Below are 12,980 nucleotides of genomic sequence, written 5' to 3' on the forward strand. Positions count from 1 at the left end.
TTTGCAGTGTACCATGTATGAATTTTAAAAGATGTGATTTTTAGCACCTGGTATTAAGTTAAGGTATAATTATTTGGTCTTGTTTTTGATTAATAAAAAGGACGCAGAAACGATGTTCTGCGTCCTTTTTCCTGGTATTAAAAATCGAAATTATCAGGATCCGGCCCTACACGTTCATTCTTGTTCAGGCTGTTTAGGCGATCCATTTCTTCTGCTGAAAGCTCAAAATCAAAAATATCTGCGTTCTCAATGAGGCGATGTTCTTTGATAGACTTCGGGATCGTGACAACGCCGTTTTGCAAATCCCAGCGCAAGATTATTTGGGCAGGAGATTTTTTATGAGTTTCTGCAATCTCCACGATTGTTGGCTCGGACAAAAGTTCACCCTGTTTCAACGGTGACCATGCTTCCATTTGGATCCCTTCCGCTTTACAGAATTCAAGCAGTTCCGTCTGTGCAAGATGCGGGTGGTACTCGACCTGGTTGACCATCGGCTTGATTTCCGCATCAGCCATCAAATCTTTAAGATGGTGGACATGGAAGTTGCTCACACCAATTGCACGCACCCGGCCATCTTTATAAAGCTCTTCAAGTGCTTTCCAGGTTTCATTGTACTTGCCGGCAACCGGCCAGTGGATCAAATATAGATCCAGGTAGTCCAGGCCGAGCTTTTCTATGCTCGTTTCAAAGGCCTGAAGCGTGGACTCATAGCCCTGGTCAGAGTTCCAAACCTTTGTTGTGATGAACAATTCCTCGCGGGGAACACCAGCTTCTTTGATCGCCTGCCCCACACCTTCCTCGTTCTTGTATACGGCGGCTGTGTCGATACTCTTGTAGCCGTTTTTAATGGCAGCCTTCACAGACTCAACGACTTCAGAGCCTTCCTTGACCTTGAAAACTCCTAGGCCGAACCATGGCATTTTAACACCGTTATGTAATGTTGTAGTATCCTGAAGATTTTTTGGCATAAATATGTGCCTCCTCGTCATTTGAATTCCTGCTTATTTTCTCACAATTTTAGTAAAAGGAAAAAGAAATTGGTTTGATAAATAAATTGAATAGGCAACTGAATGATTTGCAGCAAAAATTCCCATCAAAAAGGTGTCTTTTCTCCATTGGGAACGGGTAAATTTCAAGTAACAATATGCAGCGGAAGGAGTGTTTGTTAATGATTATCAAAGTGTTGGGTGATGATATGAGACAGTGCCATCACTTAGAAGAGAACATAAATGCGGCTGTGGAGCAGGCTGGAGTGGCAGCGGTTGTTGAAAGACTGAATGAGGAGGAGGACATCCTAAAGTATGAGGTGAAAAGTACACCGGCAGTGGTGATTGATGACCAGGTGGTTTCCAGCGGGAAACTGCTCACTGTAAAGGAGTTGAAGGATCTCTTTTGAAAATCAGGCCTATGTCGAGGCCTGATTTTTGTATTGATCGAGAAAGGATTTCGTTGCCCATAATGAGATTAGCAGGACCAGTTCGAATCCATTGGTGGCAGCATCGCTTTTGAATGGAAACGGGACGGTGCTTCCTATTCCCATTAATATGACCCCTATGGCCAGCCATTTCCATTTCAATCTTTTCCAAAGTATGAGGCCGGCTGCAAGCAAGGCAAGGGTCACACCGATGATCATGATTGGTGGGACATGGGAGGCTGCCGGCTCATAGCTAAGCACTCCGTATTTTCTGGCAGGCTCAATCTTGATGCCAATCGTGTTTTGAATGAGTTCAGTCAGGATCATGGCAGCTGTGAACAGCCAGGCGAGGATCTCTCCTTTCCGGTTGCTGATGGATGTTAATCCGCTTTTCCTGACAGCAGCCCAGGAAAAAAGGATCAGGAGCGGGGTGAACAGTGCGTGGATCCAGTACCTCATCAGATTCAGGCCTTTTAAAAGGCTTCCTTCTCCTATTATGCTTCCAGCTGCTAGTACGGTGTTGTCATAAATAAGTCCGAAGGTAACGAGCAAGAGAACATTTGTCAGCGAAGTAAATCCGGAATGAAGCGATAATTTCAATCCCCACAGGAATAAAACAAAATAAAAGAGGGAATATAATGCGTAGATATAAGGGTCCATAAAAGAGATTTTCCTCCCAATTTGTACATTTGTTACATTGTTCCCTCAATTTGAAAGGAAAAACATGTGAACACCTTATTAACATTTTCATTATTTTTAACAAATTAATCGAATTACCAATAGTCTTAAAAGGAATCTTCATATATGATGGAGTTTGTAAGCACATTCATTGAATTTTTGACGAAGAACAGGAGAAATTATGACACTACAAAATGAAATCGCATGGGTAACAGATAGTACCGCTTCACTTTCTGATGAGTTTATTAAGAATAACCATATATATGTTGTTCCGTTAAGCATTATTTTTGGAGAAGAATCCTACCTGGAAGGCGTGGATATTACAGCTGAGGATTTCTATCCGAAACTCGCTGCTTCAAAGGTACTTCCTAAAACATCGCAGCCAGCAATCGGGGAGTTTGTTGAGCTTTATAAAAAGCTGAAGGAGCAATACAAGCATGCGATCGCCATCCATGCCTCCAGTGCATTGACTGGCACTTACCAATCCTCCGTTGCAGCATCCAGCATGGTCGAGTTCAAGGTGGATGTCATTGACTCAAAAATTGGGTCTTATCCTTTGGGCCTCATGATTAAAAAAGGCGTTGAGCTGCAAAAAGCGGGTAAAACATATGAAGAAATTGTTTCTTATCTGCGTACGCTGCCAGAGAAGGCCAATCTCTATATGGCACCAGGCAGTCTTGAGCAGCTTCATAAGGGAGGGCGCCTGTCGACTACACAGGTTATTATCGGCAGCTTGATCAAGTTGAAGCTGATTGTCAGATTCGAGGATGGAAAGGTCGTACTGTTTGATAAAATCAGGACAGAAAAGAAGGTAAAGGAAAGACTTTTCCAAATTTTCGATGAAGCATCGACCCATATAAGTGACGCCAGCGTCATTCATGGGAATGTTGGTGAGCTGGCGGAGGAATGGCGCCAGGAATTGCAGCAGCGATATCCAAATATTTCGTTTTCGACAACCATTTTCAGTCCAGTACCGGGAACTCATACAGGACAGGGAACAATCGGACTTGCCTGGATCAATGACTAGAATGAATGAAGGGAATCAGCTATCCAAAGGCTGATTTCTTTTTTTTGCCTGTAAGACTATGTACACTGATAGGTAAACGATTGATTCATGTAACGACCAAAGGGAGGAAGACAAATGATGAAAATCGGCCTGATCGGGCTGGGGGACATTGCGCAAAAAGCATATCTCCCCATATTTGCGGAAAAGGGAGATATTGAGTTCCATTTGTACACTCGAAATATATCCAGACTTGAAGTGTTATCACAAAAATACCGTTTCTCCCATATCCACACAAGTCTTGATGAAGTCATAGCTAGCGGTATTAAAGCAGCATTTGTCCATAGTGCTACAGAATCGCACTATGACATCGTCAAACGACTATTGCAAACAGGCATTCATGTCTATGTCGACAAGCCGATTGCGTATGATTATGAACAGGCAAGGGAAGTAACGGAGCTTGCAGAAGCAAAAGGATTGATCTTAATGACGGGCTTCAACCGCAGATATGCTCCGGTTTACAAGGAACTGGCTGAACTGAAGCAACCCAATATGGTGATCATGCAAAAAAACAGGCGTTCATTGCCTGGGGAAATCCGCCATTTCATCTTTGATGATTTTATCCATGTCGTAGACACACTTCGCTTTTTATTTCCCTATACCATCAGCCAAGTTAATGTGATGGGAAAAAAGAATGGTGAGTTTTTGCATCATGTAGTCATCCAGCTGCAGGCAGATGAAGGAATCGCAATTGGAATCATGAACCGGGACAGCGGGGTGGTCGAGGAAAAGGTTGAAATATTCCAGTCGAATGAAAAACGAACGGCCTTGAACGTCTCTGAATTATTATTCCAGGAAAACCGAAATGAAACGAGAATAGGGGGCAGTGATTGGGAACCGACACTCCATAAGCGTGGCTTTGAGCAAATCATATTTGATTTCCTCCAGGCAGTCAGCAGCAGCACCTCCCCTCTGGTTACCGCCGAGGATTCCCTTCGGACTCATGAAATTTGCGAGAAAATAGTTAAGGAATTAGAGGCGCTATAAAAACACCCCGGTTCAGTCATCTGAACCGGGGCGTTTTTGTTCCTAGTAAGCAGGTGGTTTTGTCATTAGACATATATAAAATATCCAACGAAAATAAAGCAAAGGGCATACATGATTGGATGGACCTCTCTTAGTTTGCCGGTGCCTAGCATCATCAGCGGATAAAGAATGAAGCCAAGAGCAATTCCCGTTGCGACACTGAAGGTGAGCGGCATCATGATGATCGTCACGAATGAAGGGATGATGACAGCAAGATTGTTCCAATTGATTTTGCTGATTTCCGATGCCATCAATGCACCGACGATGATTAAAGCCGGAGCGGTCACTTCTGGTGTAATTACGGACAGAACCGGAGAGAACAGCAATGCGATTCCAAAGCAGGCAGAGATAATGACAGAAGTAAAACCTGTACGTCCGCCGACAGCGATTCCGGCAGATGACTCGACAAATGACGCCGTTGTTGAGGTTCCAAGGACTGCCCCAGCAACTGCAGATCCTGCATCGGCAAGGAGAGCACGGCCGGCGTTAGGGATTTTATTGTTCTTCATCAGCCCGGCCTGGCTCGCGACGGCGATCAGCGCGCCGGCTGTGTCAAAGAAAGCGACAAACAGGAACGTAAAGATCACGGCAAGCACATCTGGGGAGAAGATATCTCCGAGATGATGAAAGACGACTCCAAAAGTAGGCGAAATGTCCGGTACCGTTCCGACGATCGAATCTGGTTTTTCAATCAGGCCGGCAAAAATCCCTGCGACAGTTGCAATGACCATTCCGTAAAAAATACCCCCATGGATGCCGCGAACCATCATGACAACACTGATAATAAAACCAAACAAAGCCAGCAGGACAGGTCCGGAAGTAAGATTTCCTATTGATACAAAGGTTGCATCGCTGCTGACAATGATCCCTGCATTTTTCAGTCCGATAAAGGCGACGAAGAACCCGATGCCTGCAGCGATGGCATGTTTGAGATCCTGAGGGATGACATTGATGATTTTTTCACGGATTTTCAAAAGGCTGAGGATGACAAACAGGATACCCGCGATGAATACACCTGTAAGGGCAACTTCCCATTTAACCCCCATCCCAATGCTGACGGTGAAGGTGAAAAATGAATTTAGTCCCATGCTTGGTGCGATACCAATCGGGAAATTGGCAAGCAGGCCGATGAGCAGGGAGCCGATAATGGCTGATAGGGCAGTGGCCGTAAAAACCGCACCCTTATCCATGCCCGCCTGGCTCAGGATCATCGGATTGACGACAAGGATGTATGCCATTGAAAGGAAAGTCGTGATCCCTGCGAGCGTTTCCTGTTTATAAGTAGTATTGCGTTCTGCAAATTGGAAAAAGTTTTTCATATGTTTGTCCCTCCTGGTAGTTTGGTAGAAAAATAAAAAACTCCGGCAGTGCATGCTGCCGGAGTTCCACAAAGGACAAATAAATAAATGCCAAAAAAGAATAGCAAATATCAAAGCCCCTTGTAGTCACGCCTTTTACGGTAGCATGGTAGAAACGTTCAAGCCATATTCCTGAACATATACAAGGAAAAAAATATTCGGTTTTGAATAATACTAGTGATAGTACCAGCAAAAAGGTTGAAGGTCAATTGGATTTATAGATGTTGTTTTTTTCTGATTATTAGAGAAGAAGAGGAGGATCTTTTTGATCATGTGGCTGAAAAATCACAACCGTTCCGCCCGGGGGTATGATAACCCCTTGGTTATCAAGTTTTTGACAACTTTTTGACTGGAATATGTGAATAATAAATGAACTAAATATCAAAACACCCCTGTTTGGAATCTAAATTACTATAATGATAGTGTAATACAAACGGAGGTGCCAATAATGAACGTAATGACGATTATTGAGCTGGAAAATCGTGAAGTGGAAAAGATGGCTGGCGCAAGATTAGTATTTACCCAGGAACAGATTGATGCGAATATCGTGGAGACGTGCGTTGATTGTTTTAAATATGAGGGCTCGGAAGACTGCCTTGACACTGATGATGCAATGGAGAAAGTATTCCAGACACTGAAAACTGAAGGGGTCATTCCGGATGCTGTTGAGGATTTCTCTTATGAAATGCCTTCTTGCGAGAGATTGAAGAAGGATGTGTACGAAGAACAGGACATGCCGCAAAAGGTAATCCTGAGCTACGCCCTATAAAGATGAAAAGGAGTTCTGTTAAGGACTCCTTTTTTCATATAGGAAAGTTTGAATTCTTCACTTCGAGAAATGCCCTTCTCCCAGCGCTTTTCGGGCTGCCCATGGCGCTTGCGCTTTTCTGTGCCAATTATGCAGATTTCACGAAAACTGCTAATAAATTCGCGAAAACGTGACTTTTATCAAAGAGAAGCTGGTCGGAAATTTATATAATGAACCTGACAATAAATGAAAACGCTTTCAAAACGGAGGTGGGACCGGTGAAGAAGGGTGCGGATATTACGATCATGACTGGCCATTTTGGCAGCGGGAAAACAGAAACAGCCATCAATCTTGCACTTGAGGTGAGGAGGAATCACGGCAAAGTTGCCGTTGCCGATCTCGATATCGTGAATCCTTATTACCGCGCAAGAGATACGAAGGCGGTACTTGAGGACCACGGAATAGAATTGATTGCACCGGCGGAGCGTCTAGCAGCGGCAGATTTGCCGATTGTTCCGGGCGATATGGGAAGGTTGATTGATGACCCGGCATATAAACTGATCGTTGATGCTGGGGGAGATAAAGATGGAGCGACGGCATTAGGGCAATTTTTCAACGACTGGAAGTATCTGAATCCTGAAGTCCTTTTCATCCTGAACGCTAACCGCCCTTATGTAAGCACACTGGAAGGGGCAGTTGAGACGCTGAGAAAAATCGAAAAAGCTTCCAGGCTTTCAGTCACGGGAATTATCAATAACTCAAATGTAGGAAATGAGACGACGATCGAGGATGTCCAAAAGGGGCTGGAGTTAAGCAGGAAGCTGTCAGATGCACTGGGGATTCCGCTTATGCATGCGGTGTTGCCGGAGCATTTATCAGATCAAATCGGTGAGTTGGAAGGCGCCCCGGTAAAAGTGATGACCAGATATTTAAAATTGCCATGGGAAATGTAAAGGAGGCTAAAACAGTGGAGCGGAGAGTTGTTTTTAATGAAGAGACCTGCAAATCATGTCAGCTGTGCGTTCATGCTTGTCCGACGAATGTCATTTATCTTGCTGATTATTTGAATGAGAAGGGCTATCGTCCGGCTGTCGTGACAGACCAGGAGCACTGCATCAGCTGCGGTAAATGTGCCCAAATGTGTCCTGATTCGGTCATTACTGTCTACAGACCTGAAAAGGTTAGGAAATCTGTTTAGCGGAGGAGAGATGAATATGGCAAAAGTATTGATGAAGGGAAACGAAGTCATTGCTGAAGCGGCCGTCCATGCGGGCTGCAAGTATTTTTTTGGGTATCCGATCACACCGCAAAGTGAACTTGTTGCCTATATGGCCAGAAGACTTCCGGAAGTTGGCGGGGTGTTTTTGCAGGCTGAAAGCGAAGTGGCAGCAATTAATATGGTCTATGGTGCAGCAGGCACGGGCGTAAGGGTGATGACATCATCATCGAGCCCAGGCTTCAGTTTGAAGCAGGAGGGCATATCCTATCTAGTCGGCGCAGAGCTTCCCGCGCTGATTGTGAACGTGGTTCGCGGCGGCCCTGGGCTGGGCAATATCCAGCCTGCTCAGTCGGATTATTTCCAGGTAACAAAGGGCGGCGGACATGGTGATTACTATACACCTGTCCTGGCTCCATCGACGCTTCAGGAAATCATTGATCTGACGGAAGCGGCATTCGAGATTGCTGACACCTATCGTACACCCGTAATTTTGCTTGGCGACGGCATGCTGGGACAAATGATGGAGCCTGTTGAATTCAAGGATCTCACTGAAAGGGAGCCCGGACAAAAAGAATGGGCTACGACCGGGACTCGAGGCGACGGCAAGCCAAGAACCATTACTTCGCTGGATTTGAATGCCGATGCGCTGGAAAAGCGTAATGAGCATCTTCAGAAGAAGTTTGCCATGATCAGGCAAAATGAAGTGAGATATGAAACGTATGAAACAGAGGATGCCGACTATATCGTCACTGCTTATGGTACAGCAGCGAGAATTGCGATGAATGCGATCCAGAAAGCGAGAAAGGCCGGCTTGAAAATTGGAATGATTCGCCCGATTACATTATGGCCATTCCCGGAACAGCCTTTCATTGAAACGCGTGACAGGGTAAAAGGATATCTTTCAGTCGAAATGAGTGCCGGACAGATGGTAGAGGATGTAAGGCTTGCGGTGGATGGCAGGGCTCCGGTTTCCTTCTTTGGACGTACTGGCGGTGTCGTGCCGGCACAGGAGGAGATTTACGAACAGATTGTGAACATTTCCGGGGGGGTTGAGGTATGAGCATGAAAACAGTGTTTGAAAGGACTTCCGGACTGACGGAAACACAGACACATTACTGTCCTGGCTGTACGCACGGAATCATTCACAGGATGGTCGGGGAAGTACTGGAGGAAATGGACATATTAGAGGATACAGTAGGAGTCGCTTCTGTCGGATGCTCCGTTTTGTCCTATGAATATTTCAATTGTGATATGACACAGGCGGCGCATGGCCGCGCACCTGCTGTAGCTACCGGGATTAAGCGCGTCCTGCCTGACCGCTTTGTTTTTACCTATCAGGGTGACGGCGACCTGGCGTCGATCGGGATTGCCGAGGCTGTCCATGCTGCCGCACGAGGAGAGAACATCACTGTCATTTTTGTCAATAATGCGATATACGGCATGACAGGCGGACAGATGGCTCCGACCACTTTGATCGGCCAGAAAACAGCCACCACTCCGTTCGGCCGGAACGCCGCCGTGCAGGGGCTGCCGATCCGGGTGAGTGAGATGCTTTCGACCCTTGATGGCACAGCCTATATTGAGCGTGTATCGACACATGACGTACCAAACATCATCAGGACGAAAAAGGCAATCAGAAAAGCATTTGAAACTCAGAAGCAGGGACATGGCTTCTCGATGGTCGAGGTCCTTTCAAGCTGCCCGACAAACTGGGGGCTTGATCCGAGTGAATCGCTTGATTGGATCAAAGATAATATGGTGCCGGCCTATCCTCTCGGTGTTTATAAGGATTCGCAAAAGGAGGCTGGGCAATAATGGAGGAAATCTTGATTGCCGGCTTTGGCGGCCAGGGGGTCATGTCGATGGGCCAGCTGATCGCGTATGCGGGGATGAATGAAGGAAAGTATGTTTCATGGCTTCCTTCCTACGGACCTGAGCAGCGAGGCGGGACCGCGAACTGTGCGGTTGTTGTCAGCGAAGAGCAGGTTGGTTCACCGCTTGTCTCCCGTCCATCCACTGCGATTGTCCTTAATAATCCTTCCTATGAAAAATTCGAACCGCTCGTTAAGCAGGGCGGGTTGCTGGTTGTCAATGCTTCCTTGATATCAAAGGCAACTGAGAGATCGGATATCAAAGTGTTAAACATTAAAGCAACTGAACATGCCAATGTATTAGGGAACCCTAAGGTGGCAAATATGGTCCTGCTTGGCGCTTTCCTTGAGGAGACAGGAATTCTTTCAGATGAGTCGATTTTGGAAGCTTTGAAAAAAGTCCTCTCTCCCGAGAAGCATTCCCTGCTGGGAATCAATCGCCGGGCTCTTGAACTTGGACGGTCTTTGGCTGGCAATGTAAAAATATAATCAGCTGCCATTGAAGAAACGCTGCCAGCTCAAGGGCAGCGTTTCTTCATGCTTCTAACAGTTCTAGAATCAGCGGAACAGCTGCACTGAGAGTTGGTGCCTTTTCATCCGCAGCTGTCTCATCTTCTCCAATAAAAACAGTTTTGCATCCTGCTTTTTTGCCTGCCTCTATATCGCGTTCATGGTCTCCAACCATGACGCTGCGGGTGAGGTCGAGGTGATGTCTGCTGGCAAGGTCGAGCAGCATGCCGGCATTTGGCTTCCTGCATTCACAGCCTGCCTTCGGCTTGTGCGGGCAATAGGCAACCTCTTTGATTTCTCCGCCATGTTCTTTGATCATATCAATCATAGTATCATGAATCTCATGCAGACGCTTTTCCTTCAGGAAGCCCAGGCCGACACCGCCCTGATTCGTGACGACGAAAATTTCATATCCATTCCTGCTTAACTCAGCCACAGCCTCTGCGGCACCTTCGAGCAGGTAGAGCTCCTCCGGACGGTTGACGAATTTTACCCGGTCAGATAAAACTTCATTAAGGACACCGTCCCTGTCCAAAAAAATCGCTTGTTTCATTTTTGCCTCCCTATCCTTTGTGTTATTACATTAACAGCTTTTTGATGCCTGGATACATAGGGATTATCCGTGATCCAAAAACGCCAGGGATAATCCTTTGCTTCGCCGGAATTATCGATGCCAATCCGCTTCCCTGAAGAGATGCTGTCCGGCATCATCCCTTTGGCAATATAAAGCGGCTTCTCTGTTAAGGAATGCCCGTAATCGGACATCTTTATCCCAAGCGCTTTAGTTAATTTTCCAGGTCCATTTGTCAGATTGGCTGAATCAGGCATGCCCCTCCGCCTTGCCATTAGTTCAATGCCTTTCACCGGCTCTACAGCCCGAACCAACACCGCCTCAGGATTCCCTTTTTCACCGCTGACCACATTGAAAAGCGTATGGGTATGCATAACATACGTATAGGCCAGTCCGGGTTCATGGAACATCACTTCGGTCCGTCTGGTCCGGCGATTATTATAGCTGTGAGCCGCCCTGTCCATTGGCCCAATATAGGCTTCTGTTTCGACGATCATTCCCGCAGCAGTCCCTTCATCACATTCCTTGATCAGAACGCAGCCTAGCAGTGAAACCGCAAGTTCAAGAGTAGGCTGCTGGAAAAAATACTTATCTAAAATAGGGAAGAAATAGCTTTGATCTTCCATAAGACCTCCAGAAAACACTCTTTTTAAACTGTATACCCTCCATCATGAAAACACATCCCTTATATAGCAGAAATTCATCCGGTTGGAAGAGTGAGAAGGAGCATAGCCACCATGGATCAATTTCGATACAAGCGGAGGGATACAAGATGATTTTTTTGGATAGCTGTCCATAAAAAGGAGCAAATTATATTTGTCACATACAAGGAGGAACTGAAATGAATGTAGGAAGAGCGAAGGAAATTGTTGAATCAGCAGAAATGTTCAATGTTACCTATGAAGGGGAGCCGATCATAATCCAGCATGTTGATGAAAAAAGCAAAATGGCAAGGGTGTATTCGAAGGCAGACCCGGAGCGGGAGAGGGATGTTCCAGTCCTGAATTTAATAGAGGAGTAAGAAAACGGGAGATGGTGGATGTCTCCCGTTTTTATGTATGATGAAGCGGCAATGAAATGGTAAATTGAGTTCCTTCACCAGGTATGCTCATGACCTCAACGCTGCCACCCATTTCATGGATGATTTTGTATACCACCATCATCCCAAGTCCGGTCCCCTTTTCCGCTTTGGTTGAAAAATACGGCTCGCCAAGTTTATCAATCTGGGCGGGAGACATGCCGCAACCTGTATCTTTAATCACGATGGAGGCAAATCCATTTTCTCTTTCCCGGGTGCTGATGAACAAATCCCCGCCATTGGGCATCGCCTCAATCCCGTTCTTGATGATATTGAGGATGCATTGATGGAATTTCGAAACCTCTCCTGTTATGGTCAGGCCCGTTGCCAAATCCCTTTGTATTTTCACTGAAAAATGATTCGCATATGGAAGAATCAGTTCAAGGGCTTTTTCGATTTCTTCTTTAACAAGGATGGATGATGCAATATCTGAATGTGGCTTCGCAAAAGTAAGGTAATCTTTGATGATCATTTCAGCTCGGTCCAGTTCATCTATAGCGGTATTCAAATAATACAGCCTTTTTTCTTCCTCGATGGAAGGATCCTTAAGCATCTGCAGAAATCCTCGTGTCACTGTAAGCGGATTGCGTACTTCATGGCTTACGCTTGCGGCTAAGTGGGAGACCACTTCGATCTTATCGGTCTTGATCACCGCATTTTGGAGAAAATAATTCTGTCTGATAATTTCAATATAATAAGTAACAATCAAGATGCCAATTGTGAGGGTCAGCCCGTAAATGAGCATGAAAGAAAGATTGGAAGGATCTTTGAAAATCTCACCCTTCATGAGGAAGATTAAAATAGAATAGCAGAGGGCGATCCCAAAAACCGTATAAAGCTTTTTTGTGAGCGAAAATGCCCTGAATCGGATGGATATGTAGGAAATAAAGACTGTGACGGTCAGCATATTGAAAAAGTTTACCCATACTCCGCTTCCGCCAATAGGAATCCTGGCCAAAACGACCACTACGAATAAGATGATGCTGACAATCGGTCCGCCATACAGTCCTCCAACCACAACAGGAATCAAGCGGAGGTCAAAAATGAAATTTTCATTTCCGGTCATCGGAAATGAAATGCAAAAGAGGATCTGAATTGTCGATAATAATGAAATGAGAAATTTGGGGAATTTCATATATAAATTCGTAAATCGAATGACGAGAATATATTGGAAGGCAAAAGTCGTCAACAGGATGAAGATCAGATTCAATACAAGAACAGTCAGCAGGTCCATAGTCTAAATCTCCAGTCATAAAGAGGTACAATCCCTTGTGTGAGTTAAGGGAATAGAATTCGCATGTTCACGGGTTTATTCGCCAATTTTTGCACAAATGTCTGAAAATGTGCAATTATTCGGATATATCACTATAACTTTAACATATAAATATTAACTATTTGTGATTTTTTTTGCCGAATAGACCGTAATTTTTTTTGAAGGTTTTTG

General features: G+C 45.3%; 16 protein-coding genes and 1 riboswitch. Of the genes, 10 read left to right on the top strand and 6 right to left on the bottom strand.

Annotated elements, in window-relative coordinates:
* Nucleotides 1-137 precede the first annotated feature (137 nt).
* Nucleotides 138-968: an aldo/keto reductase gene (locus EJA10_RS00555; protein WP_125478050.1), complete on the bottom strand. Its 831-nt coding sequence runs from the start codon at nucleotides 966-968 to the stop codon at nucleotides 138-140.
* Nucleotides 969-1,168: 200 nt separating this feature from the next.
* Between EJA10_RS00555 and EJA10_RS00560 the strand changes: the two genes are divergently transcribed.
* Nucleotides 1,169-1,396, top strand: a complete 228-nt coding sequence (locus EJA10_RS00560; RefSeq protein WP_125478051.1) for a thioredoxin family protein — start codon at nucleotides 1,169-1,171, stop codon at nucleotides 1,394-1,396.
* Nucleotides 1,397-1,405: 9 nt separating this feature from the next.
* On the opposite strand, the gene EJA10_RS00565 is transcribed toward EJA10_RS00560, so the two are convergent.
* A complete protein-coding gene (locus tag EJA10_RS00565; protein WP_125478052.1) occupies nucleotides 1,406-2,074 on the bottom strand; it encodes a hypothetical protein in 669 nt (222 codons plus the stop codon).
* 199 nt (nucleotides 2,075-2,273) lie between these two features.
* Here EJA10_RS00565 and EJA10_RS00570 point away from each other — a divergent pair, with 199 nt between their 5' ends.
* Both EJA10_RS00570 and EJA10_RS00575 read left to right on the top strand, forming a co-directional pair.
* On the top strand, nucleotides 2,274-3,119 hold the full coding sequence (locus tag EJA10_RS00570; protein WP_125478053.1) for a DegV family protein: 846 nt from the start codon (nucleotides 2,274-2,276) through the stop codon (nucleotides 3,117-3,119).
* A gap of 114 nt (nucleotides 3,120-3,233) precedes the next feature.
* Nucleotides 3,234-4,142 carry a Gfo/Idh/MocA family protein gene (locus EJA10_RS00575; protein ID WP_211340512.1) on the top strand — a complete coding sequence of 303 codons (909 nt, stop codon included), beginning with the start codon at nucleotides 3,234-3,236 and terminating at the stop codon, nucleotides 4,140-4,142.
* A gap of 65 nt (nucleotides 4,143-4,207) precedes the next feature.
* On the opposite strand, the gene EJA10_RS00580 is transcribed toward EJA10_RS00575, so the two are convergent.
* Entirely contained in the window at nucleotides 4,208-5,500 is a 1,293-nt protein-coding gene (locus EJA10_RS00580; RefSeq protein WP_125478054.1) for an NCS2 family permease, read from the bottom strand.
* 103 nt (nucleotides 5,501-5,603) lie between these two features.
* Nucleotides 5,604-5,705: riboswitch (purine riboswitch) on the bottom strand.
* 282 nt (nucleotides 5,706-5,987) lie between these two features.
* On the opposite strand from EJA10_RS00580, the gene EJA10_RS00585 reads away from it, so the two are divergent.
* The 6 genes from EJA10_RS00585 (at nucleotide 5,988) to EJA10_RS00610 (ending at nucleotide 9,866) form a co-directional block, all read left to right on the top strand.
* Nucleotides 5,988-6,308, top strand: a complete 321-nt coding sequence (locus EJA10_RS00585; RefSeq protein ID WP_125478055.1) for a hypothetical protein — start codon at nucleotides 5,988-5,990, stop codon at nucleotides 6,306-6,308.
* Nucleotides 6,309-6,565: 257 nt separating this feature from the next.
* Nucleotides 6,566-7,240, top strand: a complete 675-nt coding sequence (locus EJA10_RS00590) for a nucleotide-binding protein (RefSeq protein WP_170169026.1) — start codon at nucleotides 6,566-6,568, stop codon at nucleotides 7,238-7,240.
* 14 nt (nucleotides 7,241-7,254) lie between these two features.
* Nucleotides 7,255-7,485, top strand: a complete 231-nt coding sequence (locus EJA10_RS00595) for a 4Fe-4S binding protein (RefSeq protein WP_246017628.1) — start codon at nucleotides 7,255-7,257, stop codon at nucleotides 7,483-7,485.
* A 16-nt stretch (nucleotides 7,486-7,501) separates the two neighbouring features.
* On the top strand, nucleotides 7,502-8,566 hold the full coding sequence (locus EJA10_RS00600; RefSeq protein ID WP_125478058.1) for a 3-methyl-2-oxobutanoate dehydrogenase subunit VorB: 1,065 nt from the start codon (nucleotides 7,502-7,504) through the stop codon (nucleotides 8,564-8,566).
* Entirely contained in the window at nucleotides 8,563-9,321 is a 759-nt protein-coding gene (locus EJA10_RS00605) for a thiamine pyrophosphate-dependent enzyme (RefSeq protein ID WP_246017629.1), read from the top strand. The genes EJA10_RS00600 and EJA10_RS00605 overlap by 4 nt, the downstream gene beginning before the upstream one ends.
* Nucleotides 9,321-9,866, top strand: a complete 546-nt coding sequence (locus tag EJA10_RS00610; RefSeq protein ID WP_246017630.1) for a 2-oxoacid:ferredoxin oxidoreductase subunit gamma family protein — start codon at nucleotides 9,321-9,323, stop codon at nucleotides 9,864-9,866. Before EJA10_RS00605 ends, EJA10_RS00610 begins: the two co-directional genes overlap by 1 nt.
* Nucleotides 9,867-9,912: 46 nt before the next feature.
* Here EJA10_RS00610 and EJA10_RS00615 read toward each other — a convergent pair whose 3' ends face one another.
* Both EJA10_RS00615 and EJA10_RS00620 read right to left on the bottom strand, forming a co-directional pair.
* Entirely contained in the window at nucleotides 9,913-10,440 is a 528-nt protein-coding gene (locus tag EJA10_RS00615; protein ID WP_125478060.1) for a D-glycero-alpha-D-manno-heptose-1,7-bisphosphate 7-phosphatase, read from the bottom strand.
* Nucleotides 10,437-11,084 (bottom strand): DNA-3-methyladenine glycosylase, encoded by a 648-nt coding sequence (locus tag EJA10_RS00620; RefSeq protein ID WP_125478061.1) that lies wholly within the window; start codon nucleotides 11,082-11,084, stop codon nucleotides 10,437-10,439. Before EJA10_RS00620 ends, EJA10_RS00615 begins: the two co-directional genes overlap by 4 nt.
* A gap of 215 nt (nucleotides 11,085-11,299) precedes the next feature.
* On the opposite strand from EJA10_RS00620, the gene EJA10_RS00625 reads away from it, so the two are divergent.
* Nucleotides 11,300-11,479, top strand: a complete 180-nt coding sequence (locus EJA10_RS00625; protein WP_125478062.1) for an H-type small acid-soluble spore protein — start codon at nucleotides 11,300-11,302, stop codon at nucleotides 11,477-11,479.
* A gap of 31 nt (nucleotides 11,480-11,510) precedes the next feature.
* Here EJA10_RS00625 and EJA10_RS00630 read toward each other — a convergent pair whose 3' ends face one another.
* On the bottom strand, nucleotides 11,511-12,770 hold the full coding sequence (locus tag EJA10_RS00630; protein WP_125478063.1) for an ATP-binding protein: 1,260 nt from the start codon (nucleotides 12,768-12,770) through the stop codon (nucleotides 11,511-11,513).
* Nucleotides 12,771-12,980: the final 210 nt, after the last annotated feature.

It is taken from the genome of Mesobacillus subterraneus (assembly GCF_003937825.1).
Lineage (GTDB): Bacteria > Bacillota > Bacilli > Bacillales > Cytobacillaceae > Mesobacillus > Mesobacillus subterraneus.